The 23,361-nt window shown below is 39.6% G+C and carries 20 protein-coding genes; 7 read left to right on the plus strand and 13 right to left on the minus strand.

Annotated features, from left to right (window positions below):
* Nucleotides 1-28: 28 nt before the first annotated feature.
* The 4 genes from ACZ5QH_RS18425 to ACZ5QH_RS18440 form a co-directional block, all read right to left on the minus strand.
* On the minus strand, nucleotides 29-1,036 hold the full coding sequence (locus ACZ5QH_RS18425) for a CobW family GTP-binding protein (protein ID WP_303577980.1): 1,008 nt from the start codon (nucleotides 1,034-1,036) through the stop codon (nucleotides 29-31).
* A gap of 45 nt (nucleotides 1,037-1,081) precedes the next feature.
* The gene (locus tag ACZ5QH_RS18430; protein WP_303577981.1) at nucleotides 1,082-2,656 is read right to left on the minus strand and encodes an amidohydrolase; all 1,575 of its coding nucleotides are present in this window, start codon (nucleotides 2,654-2,656) and stop codon (nucleotides 1,082-1,084) included.
* A 354-nt stretch (nucleotides 2,657-3,010) separates the two neighbouring features.
* Nucleotides 3,011-3,604 carry a 1-acyl-sn-glycerol-3-phosphate acyltransferase gene (locus ACZ5QH_RS18435; RefSeq protein WP_004817539.1) on the minus strand — a complete coding sequence of 198 codons (594 nt, stop codon included), beginning with the start codon at nucleotides 3,602-3,604 and terminating at the stop codon, nucleotides 3,011-3,013.
* 176 nt (nucleotides 3,605-3,780) lie between these two features.
* Nucleotides 3,781-4,134 carry a hypothetical protein gene (locus tag ACZ5QH_RS18440; RefSeq protein WP_303577982.1) on the minus strand — a complete coding sequence of 118 codons (354 nt, stop codon included), beginning with the start codon at nucleotides 4,132-4,134 and terminating at the stop codon, nucleotides 3,781-3,783.
* Between the two features lie 175 nt (nucleotides 4,135-4,309).
* On the opposite strand from ACZ5QH_RS18440, the gene ACZ5QH_RS18445 reads away from it, so the two are divergent.
* Nucleotides 4,310-4,801: a copper resistance protein NlpE gene (locus ACZ5QH_RS18445; RefSeq protein WP_004817543.1), complete on the plus strand. Its 492-nt coding sequence runs from the start codon at nucleotides 4,310-4,312 to the stop codon at nucleotides 4,799-4,801.
* A 71-nt stretch (nucleotides 4,802-4,872) separates the two neighbouring features.
* On the opposite strand, the gene rhtC is transcribed toward ACZ5QH_RS18445, so the two are convergent.
* Nucleotides 4,873-5,493: a threonine export protein RhtC gene (rhtC, locus tag ACZ5QH_RS18450; RefSeq protein ID WP_034614094.1), complete on the minus strand. Its 621-nt coding sequence runs from the start codon at nucleotides 5,491-5,493 to the stop codon at nucleotides 4,873-4,875.
* A 219-nt stretch (nucleotides 5,494-5,712) separates the two neighbouring features.
* On the opposite strand from rhtC, the gene ACZ5QH_RS18455 reads away from it, so the two are divergent.
* Nucleotides 5,713-6,264 carry a hypothetical protein gene (locus ACZ5QH_RS18455; RefSeq protein WP_034614096.1) on the plus strand — a complete coding sequence of 184 codons (552 nt, stop codon included), beginning with the start codon at nucleotides 5,713-5,715 and terminating at the stop codon, nucleotides 6,262-6,264.
* Nucleotides 6,265-6,291: 27 nt separating this feature from the next.
* Here the strand turns inward: ACZ5QH_RS18455 and ACZ5QH_RS18460 are convergent, their stop codons facing one another.
* Nucleotides 6,292-9,414, minus strand: coding sequence for a DNA translocase FtsK (locus ACZ5QH_RS18460; RefSeq protein ID WP_034614098.1), 3,123 nt, complete (start codon nucleotides 9,412-9,414; stop codon nucleotides 6,292-6,294).
* 312 nt (nucleotides 9,415-9,726) lie between these two features.
* Here ACZ5QH_RS18460 and trxB point away from each other — a divergent pair, with 312 nt between their 5' ends.
* The 4 genes from trxB to ACZ5QH_RS18480 all read left to right on the plus strand — a co-directional run bounded on the left by trxB (nucleotide 9,727) and on the right by ACZ5QH_RS18480 (nucleotide 13,980).
* Nucleotides 9,727-10,680 carry a thioredoxin-disulfide reductase gene (gene trxB, locus ACZ5QH_RS18465; RefSeq protein WP_004723647.1) on the plus strand — a complete coding sequence of 318 codons (954 nt, stop codon included), beginning with the start codon at nucleotides 9,727-9,729 and terminating at the stop codon, nucleotides 10,678-10,680.
* 110 nt (nucleotides 10,681-10,790) lie between these two features.
* Entirely contained in the window at nucleotides 10,791-12,341 is a 1,551-nt protein-coding gene (locus ACZ5QH_RS18470) for a class I SAM-dependent methyltransferase (RefSeq protein ID WP_303577983.1), read from the plus strand.
* A gap of 68 nt (nucleotides 12,342-12,409) precedes the next feature.
* Nucleotides 12,410-13,141, plus strand: coding sequence for a leucyl/phenylalanyl-tRNA--protein transferase (gene aat, locus ACZ5QH_RS18475; RefSeq protein ID WP_303577984.1), 732 nt, complete (start codon nucleotides 12,410-12,412; stop codon nucleotides 13,139-13,141).
* A 23-nt stretch (nucleotides 13,142-13,164) separates the two neighbouring features.
* Nucleotides 13,165-13,980 (plus strand): arginyltransferase, encoded by an 816-nt coding sequence (locus ACZ5QH_RS18480; RefSeq protein ID WP_303577985.1) that lies wholly within the window; start codon nucleotides 13,165-13,167, stop codon nucleotides 13,978-13,980.
* 38 nt (nucleotides 13,981-14,018) lie between these two features.
* Here the strand turns inward: ACZ5QH_RS18480 and rimI are convergent, their stop codons facing one another.
* From rimI to ACZ5QH_RS18515, 7 genes are all read right to left on the minus strand, one after another.
* Entirely contained in the window at nucleotides 14,019-14,477 is a 459-nt protein-coding gene (rimI, locus tag ACZ5QH_RS18485; RefSeq protein WP_004723651.1) for a ribosomal protein S18-alanine N-acetyltransferase, read from the minus strand.
* Nucleotides 14,478-14,590: 113 nt separating this feature from the next.
* Nucleotides 14,591-15,472, minus strand: coding sequence for a metal-dependent hydrolase (locus ACZ5QH_RS18490; RefSeq protein WP_004817558.1), 882 nt, complete (start codon nucleotides 15,470-15,472; stop codon nucleotides 14,591-14,593).
* 220 nt (nucleotides 15,473-15,692) lie between these two features.
* Nucleotides 15,693-16,883, minus strand: coding sequence for an elongation factor Tu (gene tuf, locus ACZ5QH_RS18495; protein ID WP_004723653.1), 1,191 nt, complete (start codon nucleotides 16,881-16,883; stop codon nucleotides 15,693-15,695).
* Between the two features lie 93 nt (nucleotides 16,884-16,976).
* Nucleotides 16,977-19,115: an elongation factor G gene (fusA, locus tag ACZ5QH_RS18500; RefSeq protein ID WP_004723654.1), complete on the minus strand. Its 2,139-nt coding sequence runs from the start codon at nucleotides 19,113-19,115 to the stop codon at nucleotides 16,977-16,979.
* A gap of 187 nt (nucleotides 19,116-19,302) precedes the next feature.
* A complete protein-coding gene (gene rpsG, locus ACZ5QH_RS18505; protein WP_004655203.1) occupies nucleotides 19,303-19,773 on the minus strand; it encodes a 30S ribosomal protein S7 in 471 nt (156 codons plus the stop codon).
* Nucleotides 19,774-19,952: 179 nt separating this feature from the next.
* A complete protein-coding gene (gene rpsL, locus ACZ5QH_RS18510; protein WP_004648013.1) occupies nucleotides 19,953-20,327 on the minus strand; it encodes a 30S ribosomal protein S12 in 375 nt (124 codons plus the stop codon).
* 147 nt (nucleotides 20,328-20,474) lie between these two features.
* Nucleotides 20,475-21,956 carry an EcsC family protein gene (locus ACZ5QH_RS18515; protein WP_303577949.1) on the minus strand — a complete coding sequence of 494 codons (1,482 nt, stop codon included), beginning with the start codon at nucleotides 21,954-21,956 and terminating at the stop codon, nucleotides 20,475-20,477.
* Nucleotides 21,957-22,269: 313 nt separating this feature from the next.
* Between ACZ5QH_RS18515 and ACZ5QH_RS18520 the strand changes: the two genes are divergently transcribed.
* Nucleotides 22,270-23,361, plus strand: a complete 1,092-nt coding sequence (locus tag ACZ5QH_RS18520) for an ATP-binding protein (RefSeq protein WP_303577948.1) — start codon at nucleotides 22,270-22,272, stop codon at nucleotides 23,359-23,361.

Raw genomic sequence — 23,361 nt, forward strand, 5'->3', positions numbered from 1 at the left:
GCTGAGGATTATGGGTGCAGGCGTTCTGCTATGTGGTCATTGGCTCAAGCACAATGGCATCAAATAATGCTTGGATCTGTTGATGAATTTCCCCTTCAAAAATGACCACTATTCTCGATCTGTGGTCATCATCAGGCCACGCATTTAGGTAAGATTCGGGAAATAGATAATGTTGAACACCGTGTAATATCACTGGTCGTAATGGCTCTTCCACCTGAATCAATCCTTTGATTCGGAGCAAGTTCACGCCATAAAGTCGTGCCAGCTTCTGAAGAAAATGGGTCACACGCGCCCAAGACAAAGCTTGGTTAGCATATAAACACAGCGTAAAAATATTATGGTGCGGTGCGTTATTGAAAGCATTTTGAGAATTTGTCTGATGTGTAAACCACTGCGTACCAAGTAAATTACGTGTTACTGGATACTTTTCACGATCAAAAATAACCAAAGCAACAGCCGCCACATCCGCACCATCAATAATTTCAGCACTCGCATTCAGAGTACGGATGCGCTTGGTAAATGTTGTAAAGGCATGCGACAAATCTGTTTTAGTTAAAATGATTTTATCTGCAACAGCGATTTGACGTAGTCTTTCCGTCCGCTGATGCGGGACATTTAAGGACAATAATGTATCAACCGTAGCAATCACAGTTTGCACACTAAATAAAGTCGCGACACTTTCATCTGCTAGCAAAAGTTTAAGCAAGGGAATCGGGTCAGCCATGCCTGTTGTTTCGACAATAACACGGTCAAAAACAGGAATTTCTCCTGCCTCAGCACGACAGTAAAGAAGTTTAAGCGTTTCTGAAAGTTCTGTTTTCATGCTACAACAGACACAACCACTTTTTAGCAAGACAATGCCATCGTCAAGTCGGCCTATCAATAAATGATCTAAGCCAACCTCACCTATTTCATTAATAATCACTGCCGTGTGTGCCATGCGATCATCGGCCAACAGACGATGCAGCAATGTTGTTTTACCACTCCCCAGAAAACCTGTCAGTAAGGTCACAGGAATACGTTTTATTCCGCTCATATATGTCTTCCCTTACGCACATAAACGATAATTTAACCCAGTAGATTAGTTAGCACGCTGAAACACATGCTGACCTTGTAATACTGTGGTGATGACTTGAGTCTCAGCAATTTCTTCAGGGCTTGATTCAAAAATATTGCGATCCAAAACAATAAAGGTTGCTTCCTTACCCACTTCTAAACTCCCAGTACGATGACTATGGCCAACAGCAATTGCGCCGTTCAAGGTCATGATCCTGACTGCCACGTCCAAAGGCACACTTTCATTTCCGTGCTGTAAAATACCTGCCAGTGCGGGAAAAAGATTTGGCGTAGGTGGCAAAAGCCAATCTGTACCAATCGTCATGGTTGCACCAGCATCATACAAAGTTCGGAAATCATAGGCTTTGCCAAGCGCTTGCTGATATTCTGGGATATGCCAAATCGCGGGGGACATTTCAGCAATAATGTCTAATTCTGCAAAACGGCTACGATCTTTTGCAGAAACATAATGGGCATGTGCAATATCATGAAATTGCCCTGTTTGACGTTCAACATTGTTGGCATTTTCATAATTGTCTAAACCAATTCGCACAGAACCATAACCCGTACAATGTGATTTAACAATTAAGCCGTCTTCGGTCCATTCACGAATTTTTTCAGTGAGTTCATTGGAATCGAGAAGTAAATTGTAAGTAATAGGTTCATCTGAAATCGGATCTAAGGGCACATGGCTAAAGGTGGGTGCCATAGATGTACCATCTAGCATCACTTTGATTCCATTCACCATGACACGTTTTGACGCATATTGCGCTCGTTCTGCGATTACCCTTTCATCTTCTTCACGATCACTCAATGACATAATTTCTGCTTTCCAAGGAATATGACAAATCAAATCCAGTGTAAGCTCATCGTCATCATCCAAAGATTTAGCTGCTGTCAGGAATGATCTTGTTGCTGAAGCTTCCTGAGCCGAAGTAATACCATATTGATTACATATACTTGCCGCCATTTTAAGCGCGAACTTATTTTCCTCATCGGTCTCTGTGGGTGCGACCATATATAATTTTACCCATCCACCTTCACGCAAAATTCCAGTAGGTTCACCTGTTATAGGATCTTTTTCAATTTTTGCGCGGGTCGTACTCGGTGTATCACGGGTGATTCCTGCAAGATGTAGTGCTTGGCTGTTCGCCATGACGTTATGAAATGAAAAATCATGAATCACAATAGGTATGTTTGGAATGACTTGATCCAACCATTCTCGTGTCAGTAGCTCAGCGGTAAAAATCAATGGGTTATAGAGCCCTGCAAAAATCCATGTTCGTTTGGAGGCATATTTTTCCCAATATGCTTTGAGTTGCTGTGCCAATTCTTGCAAGGTTTGCGGATCATTTAATTGGCAAGAATATTCCAATCGAAGAAGTGCCGCTTTCAAAAGATGCGTGTGTGCATCATGGATGCCAGGCATCACCAATTTCCCTTTTAAATCATATTTCTCAGCATCCGCTGCCAAACTCAGAATTTCATCCTGATCGCCAATCGCTAAAATTTTACCGTCTTTTACCCACATGGCTTCTGCCCAAGGTTGTAGTTGATTCACAGTATGAAATTTTGCATTGTAATAGACGCTATTATTCATCTTGTTATCCCTGTCTATGCCCAATAAATGTTGAATTTAACTTTTAGAATTATTTACACCATGGCTTTAAGTTGTTTTCAACTTAAAGCCAATTTCAACAATTTATTTATATACGACATTTTAAAAAATTAAGTAATTCTTAAATAACGATGTAGATCTTTTGAATTATTAAAGTAGTATTTTAATTGAGCTAAAAAATAGGTTATTAATAAAATAATATCTAAATACGTAGATGCTGTATCAACCGAACAAAAGCAAATATTTAACCCTAATAAAATATGGGAATGTGCCAAATCACCCTTCCCATATCAAAATTAAATCCATTGTATTTGAGTTTTCAAAGATGCTATCGAATCAAAACTCAGCTTCTGGAATAAATCGGGTATCTATACTAAATAAATCTGGATGTTTCGGATTGATCTGAGCATAAAACTCCATGATTTCAGCCATGTCCTGTTCATAATTTCCAGTTGGATAAACAATTTTCCCAATCCCAGTTTTCTTGTTTTTATAATCCATATACGCCAGTGCAATAGGTACGCCAGCACTGGTAGCAACATGATAAAAGCCTGTTTTCCACTGTTCTTGCTTTGCACGCGTTCCCTCTGGCGTCACCAGCATCACCAATTTAGGATGTGTCTTAAACAGCTCACTCATCAGTTGAACCATACTTGGACGTTCCTCGCCATCCTGCTTGGGACGGCGATCAATCCCGATTCCACCCATAGCACGCACAAAAGGTCCAAAAGGCAATTTCATATAGCTGTCTTTAATGGTAATACGCACATGGACGCCCAAAGCTTTCAGCGCTAAACGTGCATAGAGTGCATCCCAATTACTGGTATGCGGCGCTGCAATCATGACACATTGGTCGATGTTTAAATCCCAATGGTTATCAATTTGCCATCCCATCCAGCCCAAACTTTGTTCAGCTAATTTTTCAAACACCCAGCACACCAAAACATAAAGAATTCGCGCTGGATTGTAACAACCAATAGATCAGATAAAAATCCACTTTGTATAGAAAACCAGCAATTAATATATAAATGTATAAAATTAATTCATTGTAAAACTTGTCAGTAAATATTCAGTTTTGATTAAATTCTGCAATGAATTTGCATATATCAATTTTTCGTTTGGTTAAAATAGTTAATCCAATGTAATTCACGACAATGATTATCAAAATGAATTTTTTGTGGCTGAATATTCGTATTTGACTGCTGGATGACCTGATATTCAATCCAGCTTTCTAGACAAGACTCCACTTCAAACAACTGATTGTCTTGTTCTATGGTTTGTTTCAATTGTGTGCCATCTGAAAATGTATAAATTTTGGTGGTCTGAGTGATCTCTATATCTTGCTCATAATTTTTTTCGCATTGCAAAGTGACATTTTCAATTTTGATTTGATCATTGCTTTTTTGATTGTCGTTTTTTTCATTGTAAATACAAGCAACATATTCAGCCAAATGAGACATAGATTCGAATACTTAAAATAGGACACTAAGAGAACACCTATAATAGCCTAACTTTTTAACATCGAACTACATTACTCAGCAATTTCTTACATAATTCACATTTCATATCAGGGAGATAATTTATATTCTGGATAAAATCATTCACATATAATTATTTATTCATTTGGGTTATGTTATGAAAAAAACGCTCTTCGTTATGTCTATTTTAGCGCTGTCATTAAGCGCTTGTTCTAAACCGACTCATAATGCATCAGAGGATATCAAAGCGACAGCACAAACACAGGCTGCTGCATCGCATGAAGCAGCAAGCCCAACGATTGATTCAGAACATAATGCTCAAAATAGCTTGGATTGGGCTGGTGAATACAAAGGTTTGCTTCCGTGTGCTGATTGCTCAGGAATCAAAACCAAACTCATCCTAAAATCAGATCACACTTATGAACTGACTGAAGAATATGAAGGGGTTAAAGGTGAAGGCAAAGAATTTAAAACTCAAGGTCATTTTAGTTTTGATGAATCTGGATCGATTATCGGTCTAGATAAAAATGCAGATAACCGCAAATACTTTGTTGGCGAAAATATCTTAGAAGCACGTAGTTTTGCAACGGGTGAAAAGATTGAGGGTCCAAATGCTGAACTTTATCAATTAACCAAAGACGTGGAATAATTTAAAAATTATTTCCGAATAAGAGCACAAAAACCTGCTTCAAGCAGGTTTTTAAATTTGGGAGCATGCTTTTAGCGATGACCAATCAAATATGCACCAAAGAGCGTGAAGATCCCACCTGAGATACCATCAATCCATCTTGAGGCATTTTGGTAAGCGGCTTTAAAGCTAGGTAATGAAAATACAAAGGCAACAAAGCTAAACCAGATCAGCGTTTCCACGGAAACAATTATAAATAATAATGAATGCACACCATCTAAATGTGGATTGGCTAAAAACACTGAAAATACACTACCGAAATAAATCACCGCTTTCGGGTTTGATAAATTGGTTAAGAAACCTTTGAGAAAAAAACGTAGATTGTTTTGTGGTAACTCAAAATGATGCTGTGATACATTTTCTTTCTTACTCAAAGCTGATCTAAGCATTTGGTAGCCTAACCAGCACAGATAAATCCCACCAACAACCAACATCACCTGCTTTAACCATGCCATTTTTTCAAAAATGATATTCAACCCCGCCAAAGCTAAAAAAGCCCAAAACATCACCCCTGCGGTAATCCCCAAAACCACAAAAATAGATTGCTTTCTTGAACGGCTAATTGCGGTTTGCGAGACCAGAAAGAAATCAGGGCCTGGCGTAATCAGGGCACAAAAATGAATAAAGATTAACGTACATAATGCGATCAACATGGACTAGATTCCGTTCAGCGAGACAGATTTATATTAGTGTGAAAATTCATGTTTTTCCATCGATATCTGTACTTCAATAAAATCCTTTAGGCTGAACGTCAATGAATCTACATCACAAATAAAAATTAACGATCTTTTAAAAAGACGGATTTTAATTATTGGAGAAAATAGTATTTTATCTTTATAATCAAAAACTAAAACCTAACTAAAAAATAAATCATGCTTAATTTAGAAAAAAATTCAACCACGCTCATTGAGCAAGCACCACATCATTCCATGGAAGTGCAAAAGATCATCAGCATCAATAAATTTATGCTCTTATGTTTTTTGACGATGGGTTTATATCTGATTTGGTGGATGTTTAAAGCATGGCGCTTCTTTATGCAAAAAGACAAATTAGACATCATGCCGGCTTTTCGGACAGTCCTTTATATTATTTTCCTTTACCCCTTGTTAAAAAAAATAAATAACTATGCCAAGCAACAAGGATATACAGAAAATTTCTCATCAGGCTGGATGTTTATAGGATTTATATTTTTTTCAGTGCTGACTAAACTGCCTGAGCCTTATGATCTGATTACCGTATTGAATTTCATTTTTCTAATACCGGCATTTAAGGCACTCAATTTTGCCAAACAACAATCCAATCAATTTGTGGTCATTGAACAAAAGAAATTTAGTAAAGCTCAAATGATACTTATCGTGTTATTTTCTATTTTTTGGTGCTTGTATTTACTCGCTCTGTTTCTCAATCCTACATCATTGCAATGAGCCTAAGCTCATTGCAAGCTGTTTAAATTAGACCAAAATATCTCGCTTACCATTCGGTCCTTGTTCACTGACAATACCCTGCTCCTGCATTTGATCAACAATACGGGCAGCACGGTTATAACCTAAGCTAAACTTACGTTGCAGTGAAGATACCGACACCTTACGTGTTTCTAAGACAAATGAAACACATTGGTCATAGAGTGCATCACGGTTCGGATCACCATCACCATCTTCGAAACCACGTGTGGTCGGTTCTTCGTCAAACGGCGTGAGAATTTCATCAACATAATTCGGTTCACCGCGTTCACGCCATGCGTCACAAATACGGTTGACTTCATCATCGGAAATAAATGCACCATGTACACGCTCAGGATCAATTTTACCAGGACCGAGGAATAACATATCACCATGGCCCAAGAGATCCTCTGCACCACCACCATCCAGAATGGTACGCGAGTCAATTTTACTGTTTACACGTAATGCCACACGGGTTGGAATATTGGCTTTAATCAAACCAGTAATGACATCTACCGATGGACGTTGCGTTGCTAACAGTAAATGAATTCCTGCTGCACGAGATTTTTGTGCCAGACGGGTAATCATTTCTTCCGCTTTTTTACCCACTTGCATAATCATATCTGCAAATTCATCGGCAACAATCACAATCGAAGGCAATGGTTGCAAACGTGGCGCTCTGTCTTGTGTTGCAGAATCACTTGGTTTCCACGTCGGATCAATGAGATCCTCACCATTTGCAATGGCTTCTTCCACTTTACGGTTATAGTCGGCTAATTTACGGATCTTTAAAAAAGACATCAGCTTATAACGACGTTCCATTTCATTGACACACCAATTCAATGCACTGACAGCATCTTTCATGTCAGTCACAACAGGTGTCAATAAATGAGGAATATCATTGTAGTTCGCTAATTCCAATTGTTTTGGATCGATCAGAATCAAACGCAATTGATCAGGAGTATATTTCAACAACATCGACAGGATCATTGAGTTTACAGCAACTGATTTACCTGAACCTGTTGTCCCCGCAACCAGCATATGCGGCGCTTTACCTAAGTCAGTGATCACAGGATTACCAGAAATATCCTTACCCATTGCCATTGAAAGCAAACCATTTGGATCTTTAAAAACGGGAGTTTCTAACAATTCAATCAGGCGTACCATTTCACGACTGCTATTCGGCACTTCAATCCCGATATAAGGTTTTCCGGGAATCACTTCAACCACACGTACAGATGCCATTGACATAGAACGTGCCAAATCTCGGGAGATATTGGTCACTTTCGAGGCTTTTACACCAGGTGCCAAATCTAACTCAAAACGTGTAACCACTGGTCCAGGTTGAGCTTCGATGACTTTGGCTTTGACGTTAAACTCTTGAAGTTTAATTTCTAACAGTTCAGATAAACGTGACAATTGTTCTGCGGTAAAGTTGACTTTTTTATTTGGATCGACTTTATCTAACAGTTCATAACCCGGCAATGTTGGTAAGTCTCGACGCTTATTTGCAACTTGCATTGCACGTGACATCGGACGACCAAATGCATCGGTTAATGGTGCATCTAAGTCGAAATCATCTTCAAGTTCTGCAAACTCACTTTGCAATTCGTCTTGAGGTTTACCCGCAGTTTCTTGCCAAGCATCTCTAAATGCATCTTTATCTGCAGCAATTAAAGACTTTTCTTCTTCACTGACCAAGGTTGATGCATTTAAATTGGTTTGAATATTGGCACGGGTAAATGGCGTAGATTGCGCATAATTACTGGTTGTACGAACATCTACAGATTGCTGATTTGGTTGGTACGCAGTTGGGCTTTCAGGAAGCTCTTCATCTGCAAGCGATGCAAGCTCATCTAATTCATTGGCTAAATTTTGTATTGCCACGCCTGAAGTTGCCGCTACTGCGACACCACTCGCAACGCTTTGCCCACCCTGAACAGCAGTATTTACATAAGCTGCTTCAATATGAGTCTGCGCCGTAGGAGTATTAAATGGGCTATGGATATCTGTGGCAGTTTGTCCATTTGGTACAACTGACAACAATTCATCAAACACTTGGTCATCATCCCAATCAAGTGAAGATTTTTTATTGATCTGCACATGATCAACATCATGTTGATGCACACGTGGCAAATGATCTGCATATTTATCTTCAGTTTGATCTTCTGACGCTTTGATCAAGGCATCAATATCACGATTATGGTCTTGATCTTGATGTAAGGCTTTCCATACTTCACCAGATGAAACAGTACGTTGACTGTCTTGTTCTAGACGATGTGCTTTTTCTAAAGTCCGCTCTAATTCCAAATCATCAATATCGTCTTGATCAAATTGAACATGATGTTGAGTTTTATTTTCTTGCTCAATCATGTCATCAAATAAGCGTTCAGCTGTTTGATTGTGTTTCGTATTTTTAACAACCAAATGCTCTTTTACTGATGCCTGATCATCAGCTTCGACAAATTCAGCTTGAGCTGTTATTGGTTCAGCCTTATGCGTATGCGCGTGGTTTTTATTTTTCTGCGGAGATGTCAAATCAAAAGCAGATTCACTTTCAGGAACATTTTTATAAAACAAATCTTGTAAATAAGCAGGCGTGGCTTTCAATGTTGCCCATGTTCTATTCCATTGAATACCAAATGCTAAGGTAAATAGAACAACAAGCAAGAGTAAGATAAATACAACTGCGCCATAAATACTCATCAGTTGAGATAGGCTTTCACCGAGCTCATAACCAATGATTCCTCCAGAAGCATTGGCTAATGTGTCTGCTGGTACATTCCAAAGCAAGTACAATAGGCTTGAGGTTGCAAGCAAAATAAAAAATTGAGCAGCATAACGAAACGGACGACTCACAAAACTTCGTGGCCACCATACTTGGACTGCTTCTATAAAAATAAATACAGGAATGAGTAAACTTGCCCAACCTAAAAAACCAAACAACAAATCAGCAATCCAAGCACCCGCTACACCACTGGCATTTGAAACCTGTTGTGTATCACTCGAAATATGCATCCAGCCTGGATCAAATGGGGTATATGTGACTGTTGCAAGGAACAGATATATCCCAAATGAAATCAAGAATATTGTTGTTAAAAAGCGCTGTGCATAAACATTTGACACCGCAGTCATATACTATCCTGTAACCAATTGTTCAAATTACTCTTTTCTGAAGCTTGATCAGCTTTCTTGAGAGAAGAAATTTTTATATTATGCACCTGTTCTTAAAAAAAAGATGCACTATTATTTACTTGTGTTGTAAAGCATTGTTAGAAATTTAAGCTTTTATTTCGATAAAAATGCCAAACAATATTATTTGATTATTCTATATAGCTCAATTCGATTTAGATGATCAATATTATCGACATTGAAGCCACACAACTTTGATAAAGTTTCACGTATAATTCAAACAATTTCTATATTTTTCATAAAAAAGGATGACTCATGAGCGCTCGTCACTCTCGGTTAATTATTTTAGGTTCTGGCCCTGCTGGTTATAGTGCTGCTGTTTACGCAGCGCGTGCAAATTTAAAACCAACCTTAATTGCAGGTATGCAACTCGGCGGTCAATTAACCACCACGACTGATGTTGAGAACTGGCCTGGCGATGCTGAAGGTTTAACAGGTCCAGCGTTAATGGATCGTATGCAAGCGCATGCTGAACGTTTTGGTACTGAGATTTTATACGATCATATCAATGAAGTTGATCTTCAGGTACGCCCTTTCGTGCTTAAAGGCGATATGGACGAGTACACCTGTGATGCGTTAATTATTGCAACAGGTGCAACAGCACAATATTTAGGGCTTGAGTCTGAACAGGCTTATATGGGTCAAGGTGTAAGTGCTTGCGCAACTTGTGATGGTTTCTTCTATAAAAACCAAAAAGTGATGGTTGTGGGTGGTGGTAACACTGCCGTTGAAGAAGCACTATATCTTTCTAATATCGCTTCACACGTTACCCTTGTGCACCGTCGTGACAAATTACGTTCGGAAAAAATCCTTCAAGACCATCTCAATGAAAAAGTTAAAGAAGGTAAAATTTCGATCATCTGGAACCATCAAGTTGATGAAGTTTTAGGTGACAGCAATTCTGGTGTGACCTCTGTACGTATTAAGTCTACCCAAGATGATTCAACTCAAGACGTTGACGTATCAGGTATGTTTGTGGCGATTGGTCACAAACCAAATACGGCAATGTTTGAAAATCAACTTGAACTACGTAATGGCTATATTCAAGTACGTAGTGGTACTGCGGGCAATGCCACAGCGACATCTGTAGCGGGTGTATTTGCTGCGGGTGATGTTGCTGATGATGTTTATCGTCAAGCAATCACATCTGCAGGTTCAGGCTGTATGGCTGCACTTGACGCTGACCGCTATTTAGATGGCTTAGAATAATTGATTTATTTTGTGTAAAAACAAACCGCCTACATGGCGGTTTGTTTATTTTTGATTTATAAATAAACAAGAGCAATGACTTTAAACGAATACAAATTATAGGAAAAAACATGACAACAGCGTGGACCGATGGCTACCAGACAGAAGTAAATTACACCTATGGTTACTATAGAGACTTAAGCCCGAATTACCAAAAGTTTTGCTTATTACTCAATGGGGTTGATTGCCCACCCACCAATGAACGTCACAAACATTGTGAACTCGGTTTTGGTCAAGGTGTCAGTCTAAATATTCATGCTGCATCCAGTTTTGGTTTATTTTTTGGTACAGACTTTAACCCTGCTCATGCTGCCCATGCCAATGTCTTGGCTGAACAAAATCAAGTTCCGCATCACTTCTATGATGCAAGTTTTGAAGAGTTACTCAACAAAGACTTACCGATGTTTGACTCGATTAGTTTACATGGAATCTGGAGTTGGATTAGCCACGAAAACCAACATATAATTTTGCAATTTATCCGAAAATTTTTAAGTCCCAATGGGATTGTCTATATCAGCTATAACTGCCTGACCGGTTGGGCTGCCAATATGCCAGTCCGCGAGTTATTTCACAGTCATTTTAAATTTAATAGCACCAGTACCAACCCGCTACAAAAAGTAAATGATTCACTTAACTTTAGTGAAGAGCTATTAGCGCAAAATCCCCTCTTTGCTCAGAGAAATCCAAATGCACTCAACAAAGTGCAAGATTTAAAAAAACAAAATCCAAACTATTTGATCCACGAATACTTAAATCAAGATTGGCAGTGTTTTTCTTTTCAACAAGTGGTGCGAATTTTAGAAGAAATTAAACTGACCTATGCGGGTTCAACAGATTTAAATTCACATCTAGATAACATTAATTTTAGTGAACAACATCAGCAATTTTTAAACACCATTGAACATCCTGTTTTTAAAGAGCAATGCCGTGATTATTTTGCCAATACACAATTTAGAAAAGATTTATATATCCGCGGGAAAAATACCTTAACTGCATTAGAAATTCAGCATCGTTTGAGAAATACAGCCTTTGTCTTATTAACAGCACCAGAAAAATTGCCAAAAACAATTTCAGGATACTTAGGGGAATTCGATTTAATCCAAGAGATTTATCAACCACTCGGTGCTTATTTTAAGCAATGTGACTATAAGCCACAGACGATTGCAGAGCTTGAACAGGCCATTCCTGATATTACCTATTCAAAGCTGCTCAATGCCTTGGTGATTTTATGCCACTTAGGTTTGGCACAACCTTGTCAGGCGGCTTCAAATCAAGATATGGTTGAACATGCTCAGAAATTAAATCGTTATTTCCTTGAACAAGCCAGCTATCATACCAATTATCAAGTATTGGCCTGTCCACTCACAGGGATTGGTATTCCAGCCGATCAGTTTACCCAACTCTTCTACCGCGCTCACTTTATCGATGGTTTAGACTCTGCCGCAGAATTTGCACAATATGTTTGGGATGTGCTAACTCAACTAGGCTGGTTAGTATTAGATCAACAAGGCAATACCGTTTCAGATCCAAAAACCAGCCTTGAAGTCATTCAAGAAAAAGCCCAATTCTTTCTAGATAGTGACAAACTGAAAATTGCAAAACATTTGAAACTTTTTGCATAAGGTCTGTTTAGACATTTAATCACATGATCAGCTAAGATGAAGCTGATCTTTTTTATTGATGAATTCTCGTGAATCAACTCTCCCCTTCACAATTTATTTTTCCAGATCCAATAGAAGCTGATCCAGATGAACAAGGCTTGATTTGTATAGGTGCAGACTTAGCGCCTTCTACATTATATGAAGCCTATACGCATGGCTTATTTCCTTGGTTTTCCGAAGGTGAACCAATTTGTTGGTGGTGTCCAGAGCCCCGTTGCATCATTCGCCCTCAGGATTATCACCCAAGTAAATCACTACTGCGAAATATGAAAAAGTTTGATTATAAAATTACCATCAATCATGCTTTTGAACAGGTCATTCGTTCTTGTTCGCTCCCACGTAGCTATGCGGATGAAACGTGGATTTCTGAGGAGATTATTCACGGTTATTGCCAACTATTTGAAGCTGGCTATGCCTATAGTGTTGAAGTCTGGGATCAAGACAAAATTGTAGGTGGGCTGTATGGTGTGACGATTGGCCATGGTTGTTTTGGTGAGTCGATGTTTAGCACTCAAACCGATGTTTCCAAAATGGCTTTTTACACACTGATGTTATTGGGCCGAGAAAATAATTTACCGTGGATTGACTGTCAGTTGGTCAATGATCACTTACTCAGCCTCGGTGCTTGTACACTTTCTCGCCATGAATACCTTAAATCGTTACAAAATGTAATAAAACAACCCTCTATAGATTGGAAAAGTTATCAAGAGCGTGTATTTTCAAGTAAAACAATAGCGATTTTATCGCGCTTAATGGAATGAAAATAAAAGGAGGGACATGATTTATGAATTCTTATCATCCTAAGTCCCTATTAAACGACTTACAGTACTATATTACGCCACCGCATGATTGCAGTTATCTTGAAAATAAATCTGCCCGTATGGTGTTTCTCGACCCTGTACATCGTATTGATGTTGTCACACTTTCCGAATTATCGCGTGTAGGTTTTAGACGCAGTGGTGATTTTGTTTATCGCCCTGAATGCCATCTTTGCCGCCAATGCTTATCTTGTCGGGTGCCAGTGACTGAATTTAAAATGAGCAGTGCTCAGAAAAAAGCCTGGAAACGCAATCAAGATTTAACCGTTAAAATTATTTCGACCCAAGAAGCCACACAAACGCATTATCATCTGTACGAGCGTTATATTATTGAAAGACACGCCGATGGTGATATGTTCCCACCCAGTTATGACCAATTTGAAAAATTCCTGATTCACAGTTGTAACAACAGCTTTTTCCTTGAACTGTGGAAAGATGATCGTTTAATTAGTGTCTCTACCTGTGATCAATTGGATGATGGCGTTTCTGCGGTCTATACCTTCTTTGATCCAAATGAAAGTAAGCGTTCACTAGGGGTTTTTGCGATTCTCAAACAAATTGAATATGTAAAATCGTTGAATCTAGATTTTGTTTACCTCGGGTATTGGGTTCCACATGCCGAGAAAATGAATTACAAATCTCAATATGCACCATTTGAATTATTATTAGATGGGCAATGGCGACGGATTAATCGTCACTTGGAAGCCAAAGAAATTCAAGAGTTGGGGGATATGTTGATGACCACCCTGCCCTCAGAATGGAATGAGCCGATTATTAAATAATCGGCTTTCGCTATTCGCATTCTCGATATAGCTTAGGCTTATTTAAATAATTTCGAAAAATCATCACTACAGGCTTTGACCATAATAATTGCATGTTCACGGCCGCCCTGTTGATTCGGATAATAATTTTTTCTTAAATCAATTTGATGAAAGTTGGCTTTTTCATACAGCGCAATCGCAGCTTTATTTGACTCGCGCACTTCAAGAAAGATTTGTACTGGATTATTTTTTAATAATGCAATCGATTCATCTAACAGTTGATAGCCTAATCCTTTACCCTGCTGGCTCGGATGAATGGCCATAAGCAATAAATTGGCTTCATCTAAAACAGGTTGCAGAATACAAAAGCCCACCACTTGATGGTCTTGCTCAATCACCGTACTTAGATAACTTGTTATAGACTCTTCAAATTGACTTTTTTTCCAAGGATGACTTTGTACCAAGTCTTCAATTTGAGAAACAGCGTGCAGATCTGAAGATTGCATTAAACGAATCATCTGCGTTCATCAACTCAATATAAAAAATGAATTATAAGAAATTAAACCAATAAGTCTAATAAAAAAGAGCAACAATTGTTGCTCCTTAATCAAAATGCTGACTTTAAAACACGTTACAGACCCAGTTTCGCTTTCCATGTCTCAAGCAAACTCACTGTATCGAGATCATTTGGATGAAAACCTGGCTTAAAGTATGCCAACATTTCTTTGGTCATTCCTGTGATAATGCCTTTAGATGGGCTATAAGCATATTTATAAATAATACCGAGCTCTTTTAGATTGAGCTTGCCATCTTCTTTTAATAAACGCACCACAAAAGAGGATTGCGCCATAAAGATGAGTACCATTGCAAAAACTAAAGCCGTGGTACGTAAGCCATAAGCTTTGATACCTTTACCAAACACTGCTTCATAGACATCATAAGCCACTGCTTTATGTTCATTTTCTTCCACAGCATGCCAATACCACATATACGACATGGTTGGATCAGTCATTAACTTTTGAATATGTCCATTGACCAACAGTTGCGAAGCAATTGTTGCAGTAAAATGCTCTAATGCAGTGGTCGCGGTTAAATCCACCATTTCTTGAGTCATACCAAAAGGCTTGACTACACGTGCAAACCATTTACGTGCGCCTTGAATTAACACACCTGTTTCACGCTCGTATTTTTCAACATCATGACCAAACTTTTTTGCTGAAGCATTAAAGTTTTCATGCTCTTTGGTGTGCATGGCTTCTTGACCGATGAAAGCACTAATCTCTTTTTGTAATGCTTCATTGTCCTTGATCGCAGGGTGATAACGTACTGCACGTACTGAATCGATAAAAAGTTTTTCACCATCTGGGAATAATGCTGACAATGCAGTCATGAAATGTGTAATACCCGCTGAACCACTTGCCCAATATTCAGGTACATCGTCAAAATTAAAATCCATACGACGTACAGGGAAAGATGCACCAGCACGGTTTGAAATATTCACTTTTGCATTCATTGCGATTCCTCCTATTAAGTGAGTTTCACTTAAATTCTTTATGTTTGTTTTTCTCTTTCTTTATATTACGTTTTTATGAAAGTTTAATAATTGCAGATTAGGTCACACAAATATCAGTTAAGGACAGCTTTTGATGGGTATTGTCTAACAATTTATAGGCAGTTTATTTTATCCATAAAAAAAGCGCCCCAAAGGAGCGCTCTTTTTACACAATCAGCGATTATGCAGTTACTTTAGCAACTACACCAGCACCAACTGTACGACCACCTTCACGGATCGCAAAACGTAGACCTGGGTCCATTGCGATTGGGTGAATTAGTTCTACTGACATTTCAACGTTGTCACCTGGCATAACCATTTCAACGCCGTCTTGTAATTGGATTGCGCCAGTTACGTCAGTTGTACGGAAGTAGAACTGTGGACGGTAACCGTTAAGGAACGGAGTATGACGACCACCTTCTTCTTTAGAAAGTACATATACTTCTGCGTCGAATTTAGTGTGCGGCTTAATTGTACCTGGTTTAGCAAGTACTTGACCACGTTGTACGTCTTCACGCTTAGTACCACGTAAAAGAACACCACAGTTCTCGCCCGCACGACCTTCGTCAAGAAGTTTACGGAACATTTCTACGCCAGTTACAGTTGTTTTAACTGTATCTTTGATACCAACGATTTCAACTTCTTCGCCGACTTTAACGATACCAGATTCTACACGACCTGTTACCACTGTACCACGACCAGAAATAGAGAATACATCTTCGATTGGCATCAAGAATGCTTTATCGATAGCACGTTCTGGTTCTGGAATATAAGAATCAAGCGCTTCAACAAGTGAAAGTACAGCTGATTCGCCATATTGACCAGCATCACCATTCAGTGCAGCAAGTGCTGAACCACGGATGATAGGCGTGTCATCACCTGGGAAGTCATAAGTAGAAAGAAGTTCACGAACTTCCATTTCTACTAATTCAAGTAATTCTTCATCATCAACAAGGTCACACTTGTTAAGGAATACAAGAATATAAGGTACACCTACTTGGCGAGAAAGAAGGATGTGTTCACGAGTTTGTGGCATTGGACCATCAGTCGCAGCACATACAAGGATCGCACCGTCCATCTGAGCAGCACCAGTGATCATGTTTTTAACATAATCGGCGTGACCTGGGCAGTCTACGTGAGCGTAGTGACGAATTGGAGAATCGTATTCTACGTGTGAAGTATTAATTGTAATACCACGTGCTTTTTCTTCTGGTGCAGAATCGATTGCTGCGTAGTCTTTAGCTTCACCGCCGTAAGTTTTTGCACAAATTGTTGCAATTGCAGCAGTTAAAGTTGTTTTACCATGGTCGACGTGACCAATTGTACCCACGTTTACGTGTGGCTTATTACGTTCAAACTTAGCCTTAGCCATGAGAGCTTCCTTTTTAAACTACTCATGCAGGGTCACTGCATGAGCACTTGGTTTTTAACTATGAATTAGTTTGGGCTTATAGTAATCGAAAGATTACTCGTCGTCACCTTTTTTACCGCCAGACTGGAATTTAGAAATGATGCCTTCAGCCACGTTACGTGGAGTTTCAGCATATTTAGCAAATTCCATAGAATATGTCGCACGACCTTGAGACATAGAACGCATTTGAGTCGCGTAACCAAACATCTCAGCAAGTGGAACTTCAGCACGAATTGCTTTAGTACCGCCAGGTAAGTCGTCCATACCCTGAACCATACCACGACGACGGTTTAAGTCACCCATGATATCGCCCATGTAGTCTTCTGGAGTTTCTACTTCAACTTTCATGATTGGTTCAAGCAAGATAGGATCTGCTTTCATGAAACCATCACGGAATGCGTAAGAACCTGCCATTTTGAACGATAATTCGTCAGAATCGACATCATGGTAAGAACCATCAAATAATGTCGCTTTGATACCCACAACAGGGTAACCAGCCAATACACCATTCTTCATACGTTCTTGAATACCTTTGTCAACCGCACCGAAGAATTCTTTAGGTACTACACCACCTACAACTTCTTCAGCGAATTGGTATTCTTTACCAGCTTCTTCAACATCCATAGGCTCTAAACGAACATATACATGACCGAATTTACCTTTACCACCTGTTTGACGTACGAATTTACCTTCTTGCTCAACACTCTTTTTGATTGTTTCGCGGTAAGCAACCATTGGTTTACCAATGTTCGCTTCAACGTTAAATTCACGCTTCATACGGTCAACAAGGATGTCAAGGTGAAGCTCACCCATACCCGCAATAATCGTTTGACCAGATTCTTCGTCTGTGCGTACACGGAACGATGGATCTTCTTTAGCCAAACGACCAAGAGCGATAGACATTTTTTCTTGGTCAGCCTTAGTTTTAGGCTCAACAGCAAGAGAAATTACTGGCTCTGGGAATTCCATACGCTCTAGTGTAATGATGTTTTTCTCATCACAAAGCGTATCACCAGTTGTTACGTCTTTAAGACCTACACATGCAGCGATGTCACCAGCGCGAATTTCTTCAACGTCTTGACGATCATTTGCGTGCATTTGTACGATACGGCCAATACGTTCACGTTTAGACTTAACTGGGTTATATACTGGGTCGCCTTGTTTAAGAACACCAGAATAAACACGTACGAAAGTCAAGTTACCTACGAACTTATCGTTCATGATTTTGAACGCTAATGCAGAGAACGGCGCTTCATCAGATGCTTCACGAATCGCTTTAGTTTCAGCTTTGTCGTCAAGAATACCTTCGATAGGCTTAACTTCTGTAGGCGATGGTAAGAATTCAATTACAGCATCCAACATACGTTGAACACCTTTGTTTTTGAATGCTGTACCACAAAGCATTGGTTGGATTTCGCCAGCCAAAGTTTGCGTACGAATACCCGCAACGATGTCTTCTTTAGAAAGATCACCTTCTTCTAGGTATTTGTCCATCAACTCTTCAGATGCTTCTGCAGCAGCTTCAACCATATTGGTGCGCCATTCTTCAGCAGATGCTTGAAGATCAGCAGGAATATCACCATATTCGAACTGCATACCTTGAGAAGCTTCATCCCAAATGATTGCTTTCATTTCGATCAGGTCAACAACACCTTGGAAATTTTCTTCAGCACCAATTGGAATCACTACAGGTACAGGATGAGCACCTAAACGAGTACGCATTTGTTCAACAACACGGAAGAAGTTTGCACCAGTACGGTCCATCTTGTTCACGAATGCTAAACGAGGCACTTTATATTTATTTGCTTGACGCCATACAGTTTCTGACTGAGGTTGAACACCACCTACAGCACAGTAAACCATGCACGCACCGTCAAGAACACGCATAGAACGTTCAACTTCGATTGTGAAGTCTACGTGTCCCGGTGTATCAATTACGTTGATACGGTGTTCAGGGAACTGCTTGCCCATACCAGACCAGAAACAAGTCGTAGCAGCTGAAGTGATTGTAATACCACGTTCTTGCTCTTGTTCCATCCAGTCCATTGTTGCTGCACCGTCATGTACTTCACCAATTTTGTGAGATACACCTGTGTAGAACAAAATACGTTCAGTAGTTGTAGTTTTACCGGCATCAATGTGCGCAGAAATACCAATGTTACGATAACGAGAAATTGGGGTTTGACGAGCCATGATTTCTTGCATTCCTAAATTTTGTTGTTTAAAACAGGACGCATCAATGAAGCATTGATGCGTACGGATACTCGATACGTAATGGGCAACTTAAATACCCGCAAATCCCCCACTTTGGTAGAGGGCGATGTTAAATCGTGCTGCAGTACGCATGAGTATTCTCCTGATTAGGGACTGTTTTAGCCGCTTAGAAGCGGTAGTGAGAGAAGGCTTTGTTAGCTTCAGCCATACGGTGCACATCTTCACGTTTTTTGATCGCTGCGCCTTTACCTTCAGCTGCATCAAGCAACTCACCAGCAAGACGTAACGCCATAGTTTTTTCAGAACGCTTAGCAGCAGCATCTACCAACCAACGCATAGCTAGGGCAGTACGACGGGATGGGCGTACTTCCATAGGTACCTGATAAGTAGCACCACCAACACGGCGTGCTTTTACTTCGACCATAGGACGAACTTTTTCAAGAGTAGTCTCGAAAAATTCAACTGGGTCTACTTTATTTTTTTCTTGAACGCGGTCTAAAGCACCGTAAACGATACTTTCAGCAATAGACTTTTTACCATCTTGCATTACGTGGTTCATGAATTTAGCGATTGTTTGGCTACTGAACTTAGGATCCGGAAGGATTTCACGAGCAGCGACTACGCGACGTCTTGGCATTTTAATCTACCTATAAATATGACACTTCAGGTTTATCCAGCATCAGCACAAAGTGTCGTGTGCTATTCGCTGGCCTTACTACACGTCGCTTGAATTTCACAAAATTAATGCAGAAATCAGACAAGCGAGACGATAAAGGATTGCGGCTCTATATTCTTAAGAAGCTAATCTTTAACAGATTATTTCTTAGGACGTTTAGTACCGTATTTTGAACGAGACTGGTTACGATCTTTAACACCAGCACAGTCCAAAGAACCACGAACGGTATGGTAACGTACACCTGGTAAGTCTTTAACACGACCACCACGGATAAGAACAACACTGTGCTCTTGTAGGTTATGGCCTTCACCACCGATATAGCTAGAAACTTCGAAACCTGAAGTTAAGCGAACACGGCAAACTTTACGCATTGCTGAGTTAGGTTTTTTAGGTGTAGTTGTATAAACACGTGTACAAACACCACGACGTTGTGGACAAGCCTTCAACGCAGGAACTTTTGATTTTTCAATCAAAGTTGTGCGACCCTTACGGATCAACTGATTTGTTGTTGCCATATGGCAATTCTCCCGTTAATAAAAAGCCTCAAAAAATTACCACTTTTTGAGGGCATGCAATTGTAAGCCAAGAAGTAAAAATGGTCAACATTCAACATGGTGTCAAATATTGACCATTTCAAGCTTTGGCTAAATCAATGATTCAACTTACTCAGGCTTACTTTCTGATTTTGTTTCAGTAGCTTCTTGCGTTTTTTCAGACGCATTTACCGTATTTTCAGGAGCCGCTTTGGCTTTTGCCGGGGTGCGCTTTTTTGTTACAGTTTTTGCAGTTGTCGATGTTTTCGCCACATCAGTTGCTTTCGCTGTAGTGGTCTCCACTGCTGCGACTTTCTTTTGTGCGGTACGTCGAGGTTTTACGGGTGTCGCTTTGTCTTGCTGTTGAGTCGCATGTTTATCTTCAATGTGCGTTTCAGCCAGTTTTTGAATCCCCTGCTCAACTTTTTGCTCAGCATTGAGTTCATCAACAGTTTCACTGGTTTTTTCCTTCACTTCAACATGGGTAATTGCTTCATTTTCAACCTGAGGCTCGACTTTCTCTACAAGCGTTTCTGCTTTGCTGTCTTCTAAAAGCAAGGGATGTGCGTCTGAGATCAATTGACTAAATTTTTCATAAGCATCTAATACATCAATTTTTTCATCAGAATGCTGTAGCAGATATTGCCTTGCACCAGAAAATACAATTTGAGCTTTATCGGTTGCATCATCGACCAGTTTCCAGCTATATGCAGCACTAATGCCCATCGTGGCTAAGGGGGTGAGTCGTGTCAACAGGCTAAAATGTGGAAGATTATTCATCCATGGCAACTTAAATGTACCATCCTCATTTGCCACCCATTTTTTTAACAGCTCTATATCATTGCTTGAACCTAACAGTTGTTGCAATTGGCTCACATTGTGGGTTTGCAACACCCCTGCAAAAGTTCGTATTGCCGCCATCAATGCGTGTTTTTCAGCAACAGTGCCTAGATCAATTTGTTTAAAAATGTATTCAACAACAGCATGATCTTTTGCATTCAACTCAAAACCATGCGCTCGCCCAGTGTGATAAACACTTCGGAGTGCCAAAGCCAGTGAACTAGGTACATCAAGAATTGCGCCTAAGCCGCCAAACGCACCTGTCACTGTACCTTGAATTGCAGCAATAATTTTATTCTGATTCGCCAGCGCAGTACTGATCCGTTGTGAACGTTCAGAATCCTTGGCCAATTCTGCCAAGCTTTTTGCACCCACTTCTTTTAGAACAGCTTCTACAGAAGTCAGTTCTGAAACAAACTCATTGAGCTTATCAAAAATAAAATCAGACAATTTATCGTTTAAATCTGGTGAAATAAACGAAGCGACATTATTGATTTTTTTATAATGTTTCCCCAAAAGCTGCCCGGTTACATTGGGGAGATGTTCCCGTAGCATTTGTTGAGGATTTTCATATTGTTTACGTTCAAAAGCACTTTTTTCTTGAGCAGTGCCTTGTACAACGGATTCAATTTTAGGACTGTGGCTCAATTTACTCACCGTACCAGGAGCAACATGATTGATCACACTTAAGCCTGTTTCGCTTAACTTTTTGGCCATGCCAAAAGCGTTTGAAATAAATCCGCCTGATTGTTTTTTATTAGAATTTGCCATGTGCACCCTCGTAACTGTGGTTTTTCAAACACTAAAGCTTGTATTAAATAGTTTCTCAACGCTTACATTAATGTACTGATTTACGAATCAATACAATCACTATTTCACAAAATTTCAATACAGATCATCATACTATACAATTATAAACAATCTAACCCTAGTTCACTTGCAATTACAGCACTCAATTTACTTAAAAATACTTTTTATAACAAACAGATGTCACAATTTGTCGCGAACAACTTATGTACCAGTGGTCATCTCAGCCTTTGCCAGTTATGATAGATTCATTGGATAAAATATATATAGAATCATTATGAAGCAAAATTTTCAAAATCAAATTAAGCACAGTTCAGAACAAAAATATCAAGCGGAACTAGAACGCTTAAAAGAACAAGATCAACATAGAAAGCCAGCAGGTTGGCAACTTTCTGCTTACGCTGTTCGCTCATTTATCTTGGGTGATGCCAAACTGGATATTCAAAAAAAGTTTTATGGTGATGATGCCTTAGTTGATCGTGCCTTGGTTACGTTGATGGGCAATCAGGGTTTGATGCTGGTGGGTCAACCAGGTACAGCAAAATCGATGCTTTCAGAGCTATTTAGTGCTGCCATTTCAGCCAATTCTCAGCTCACAATTCAAGGGACGGCAGGGACAACAGAAGACCATATTAAATATTCTTGGAACTACGCACTCCTTTTATCGGAAGGACCAACAGATAAATCACTGATCCCCTCCCCACTCTTCTATGCCATGAAAAATGGACAAATTGCCCGCTTTGAAGAAATCACCCGTTGCCCACCTGAAATTCAGGATGTGTTGGTGTCTTTACTGTCTGAGAAGCAAATGATGATCCCTGAAATGGGACAAGATTTTAGTTTGCAAGCGACACAAGGATTTAACATCATCGCAACAGCAAACTTGCGTGATCGTGGCGTACATGAAATGTCAGCAGCATTAAAGCGCCGTTTTAACTTTGAAACAGTAAAACCGATTCGTGACCAAAAATTTGAAATCGAACTGGTGGGATTACAACTTAAGAACCAGCTTGCTGATTTATACAGTGAAATCCAAGTTCGCCCAGAAGTCATCGAACTCTTGGTGACCATTTTCAATGAACTCAGAACAGGACAAAGTCTGCAAGGCGCAACACTTAAAACGCCTGATGCTGTTATGTCTACTGCTGAAGCAGTCAATATTGCCCATGCGGCAGGCCTACAAGCGATTTATCTCAGTGATGGAAAATTAAAAGCAGAACACCTCGCACAACAATTAATTGGGGTTGTGTTTAAAGATAATCCAGATGACGCTAAACGCTTACGTTACTATCTGGACACTGTGGTGAAAGAGCGTGCACGTAAAGATGCCGACTGGAAAAGTTTCTATGACGCCAGCCGAGAGTTTTAA

Source organism: Acinetobacter sp. Ac8 (assembly GCF_055392545.1).

Excerpts from the sequence above, each read along its gene's own strand:
- ACZ5QH_RS18425 (WP_303577980.1), bottom strand. The coding sequence starts at position 1,036 with ATGAGCGGAATAAAACGTATTCCTGTGACCTTACTGACAGGTTTTCTG.
- ACZ5QH_RS18430 (WP_303577981.1), bottom strand. The coding sequence starts at position 2,656 with ATGAATAATAGCGTCTATTACAATGCAAAATTTCATACTGTGAATCAA.
- ACZ5QH_RS18440 (WP_303577982.1), bottom strand. The coding sequence starts at position 4,134 with ATGTCTCATTTGGCTGAATATGTTGCTTGTATTTACAATGAAAAAAAC.
- ACZ5QH_RS18445 (WP_004817543.1), top strand. The coding sequence starts at position 4,310 with ATGAAAAAAACGCTCTTCGTTATGTCTATTTTAGCGCTGTCATTAAGC.
- rhtC (WP_034614094.1), bottom strand. The coding sequence starts at position 5,493 with ATGTTGATCGCATTATGTACGTTAATCTTTATTCATTTTTGTGCCCTG.
- ACZ5QH_RS18455 (WP_034614096.1), top strand. The coding sequence starts at position 5,713 with ATGCTTAATTTAGAAAAAAATTCAACCACGCTCATTGAGCAAGCACCA.
- ACZ5QH_RS18460 (WP_034614098.1), bottom strand. The coding sequence starts at position 9,414 with ATGACTGCGGTGTCAAATGTTTATGCACAGCGCTTTTTAACAACAATA.
- trxB (WP_004723647.1), top strand. The coding sequence starts at position 9,727 with ATGAGCGCTCGTCACTCTCGGTTAATTATTTTAGGTTCTGGCCCTGCT.
- ACZ5QH_RS18470 (WP_303577983.1), top strand. The coding sequence starts at position 10,791 with ATGACAACAGCGTGGACCGATGGCTACCAGACAGAAGTAAATTACACC.
- ACZ5QH_RS18480 (WP_303577985.1), top strand. The coding sequence starts at position 13,165 with ATGAATTCTTATCATCCTAAGTCCCTATTAAACGACTTACAGTACTAT.
- rimI (WP_004723651.1), bottom strand. The coding sequence starts at position 14,477 with ATGATTCGTTTAATGCAATCTTCAGATCTGCACGCTGTTTCTCAAATT.
- ACZ5QH_RS18490 (WP_004817558.1), bottom strand. The coding sequence starts at position 15,472 with ATGAATGCAAAAGTGAATATTTCAAACCGTGCTGGTGCATCTTTCCCT.
- tuf (WP_004723653.1), bottom strand. The coding sequence starts at position 16,883 with ATGGCTAAGGCTAAGTTTGAACGTAATAAGCCACACGTAAACGTGGGT.
- fusA (WP_004723654.1), bottom strand. The coding sequence starts at position 19,115 with ATGGCTCGTCAAACCCCAATTTCTCGTTATCGTAACATTGGTATTTCT.
- rpsG (WP_004655203.1), bottom strand. The coding sequence starts at position 19,773 with ATGCCAAGACGTCGCGTAGTCGCTGCTCGTGAAATCCTTCCGGATCCT.
- rpsL (WP_004648013.1), bottom strand. The coding sequence starts at position 20,327 with ATGGCAACAACAAATCAGTTGATCCGTAAGGGTCGCACAACTTTGATT.
- ACZ5QH_RS18515 (WP_303577949.1), bottom strand. The coding sequence starts at position 21,956 with ATGGCAAATTCTAATAAAAAACAATCAGGCGGATTTATTTCAAACGCT.
- ACZ5QH_RS18520 (WP_303577948.1), top strand. The coding sequence starts at position 22,270 with ATGAAGCAAAATTTTCAAAATCAAATTAAGCACAGTTCAGAACAAAAA.